This window comes from Paenibacillus sp. J22P143 (genome assembly GCF_059692035.1).
Genome location: NZ_JCAUAQ010000062.1, coordinates 1 through 1,996 on the forward strand (window position 1 = coordinate 1; position 1,996 = coordinate 1,996).

Below are 1,996 nucleotides of genomic sequence, written 5' to 3' on the forward strand. Positions count from 1 at the left end.
TTTTGTAAAAGTCTTTGGAGAAGTAACGGTACTGAAATTAGTGCTGGATATTTCATTCGTTCCATCGCCTACAATGAACGCATAATCCCCGGCTTGTTGATTCTCATATTTAAAAGTGATCGTATAGTTCGTGCCTGGCGCGAATCGAAGCGTTTGCGGCAACGTTCTATAGAGTAGACCCGTATTCTCCTTATTCGACATCAGCGACCAATTCCCGTTGATCGTATGGTCAATCGCGTTACCGTTCCATCCTTTTTGCGTGTAAGGCGCATGTAATTCGGAAAGATGAGTTCTCGGATCGGTACTTCCGCCAGCATCAGCCTTTACAAACGGATACCAACCAGCGTCTACATGCTCAAAATCTTCCGAAAAATAAGCTCCTGTCGGATTTGCAGCCCGCTGTACTTTCATAATATGGACATCATCAAATGTAATGGCTCCCGTGCCTGTTACACCTTTCAGGTAAAGCGTTGCCGTAGTTTGCCCTGCAGGAACGTCAAACAGCACACGCATCCTTTGCATTTTGGTACCATGCTTGGCATCTCCCGATATAAGATTTTGCGCAAAGGAGGTATCCGTATAGTTGGTCACTTCTGCCCCACTATAATCTTTGACCCCGATAACTGCACGGCGGTCACCGTCCACTTGTACGTAGACGTAAGCTGAATACGTTCCCTGTGAAAGTCCTGTAAGCTGTTGACTCACCGTTACATCAGCGCCGCTTGCTATTTTAAGTTCATTTTGGCCAAGTCCATTTCTCTGTACGGTTGCTTTCGTCGAATCGCCAGTTACCGTCCAGGAAGCGAGTCCGCCGCTATTGAAACCAGGATCTTTCAATGGCGTACCTTCACCATAATTCACATCAGTTGCTGAAGCGTCTCCTTTGTAAATCACGTAAGGCGTATTTGCGGTAGCATGAATGGCAACCTGATTGTTCGTTACCGGCAAATCTTGTATGAACTGCTTGCCTTGATCGGACAGTTTGTAAATCTTAACTGTACTGAGTCCTGACCAACTTAAGGGCAGTGTCCAAGTCGTACTTCCTCCGGTCGAATTCCAGTGATAAAGCTTATCTTCCGTATTCGGATTCCATGGAAGCAGATAAGCTCCACCATTCAAGATGGTGATGCCGTCCTTTGTCATCACTCTTGTGCCGCTCGCATTACTGACGCTAACATTGTTAGCAAAGTTGATCGTGTTGCTCGACCATTTTAGGATCGGGAAATGCTGCATATATTTCGTCGGAAGATTCGTATTAAAAGTCGTCTTGATCATATCGTCAAAATTAACTTTGCCTTGCCAGCCTTCGTATGCCGCCAATTCGGTGCCGCCTAACAATGGATTACGTGTGACCCATGTATCCTTCTGATGATTGCGGATAAACCGAGCGATTTGGCTGTTATATGGTTTGTTGTATTCCAAAGACCAGTGGGCCCAGATCGAATCTCTCTCCAAATACTCTGGGTACTCCGTACCAAGTCCCCAACCCAGGCTGTTTATTTCCCGAGCAAGCTCCAGGCCGTTCCAGCCATTTTCTAACCAGGCATCCGCATAAATAAAGTCTAGATTGGGCACAGCATTTTTTAATTCCTGCAAGCGATTTAACCTCGCCCCAGTCGAAGCTTCGTTGCGCATTTGAGCTGTATTGAAATCGTAAGATTGGTCTAACCAATCCCAGCCCCATTTTGTCCTATCTACCAATGTGTCGCTAAAATATTTCGCTTCCGGGAGAGCGCCAGTCGCACTAATATGCACACCAAAAAATCCCCCGTACTCACGACCTACATTGACAAGTGTGTTCATATCTGCTGCTCCGCCTTGGCGAAAGCCAATATTATTGCCGTAATCCGGGTGAGCGGAGTCATGACCTTCCTGTTGATACCCCTTCAGCTCAACAAACTGTTTCAACCCATCGGTTGCCAGATAGATCCGCTTCGTTTCATCCAACGTCTTTAAAAAAGGGTTTGTTGCTTGGCTTCCGAAATTAAACGGGATG

At 46.3% G+C, this 1,996-nt stretch carries 1 protein-coding gene; it reads right to left on the bottom strand.

Annotated elements, in window-relative coordinates; translation table 11 throughout:
* On the bottom strand, positions 1–1,996 hold a 1,996-nt coding region (locus tag AC58PQ_RS29475; protein WP_497247947.1), incomplete at both ends, for an endo-alpha-N-acetylgalactosaminidase family protein.